The 339-nt window shown below is 58.1% G+C and carries 1 pseudogene; it reads right to left on the bottom strand.

Annotated features, from left to right (window positions below):
- Positions 1 to 214 (bottom strand): annotated as a pseudogene (locus tag AC58NV_RS23785) (IS110 family transposase); the annotation flags it as partial.
- Positions 215 to 339 lie beyond the last annotated feature (125 nt).

A 339-nucleotide genomic window follows, 5' to 3' on the forward strand; every position in this document is an offset into this window, starting at 1 on the left:
GCCCCGTGCGCGCCAGCCCTTCGAACAGCCATTGCGACAGCGGACCGGCTTCCAACCCAACCCGCTCGAAATGGACCCCGATGCCGCTCAAGGCCAGAGAGAGCTCCTCGGGGTGGCTCGCAATCTTCATTTCTGAGCAGACTTGGCCGTCGTCGTCGACAACACAAATGGCGGTTTCTTTTACTGATACATCCAATCCGGCATAATGCTTCATGCTGCGTCTCCTTCCCTGATGCTTGTGGCTGCTTCACACAGACCACGTATTATCATCAGCTCGAGACGCAGCACCTACCGGAGACCGAGGCTGGAAGTGGGGCGCAAGCCGAATACCCCATCTGA

Source organism: Leisingera sp. ANG49 (assembly GCF_059694505.1).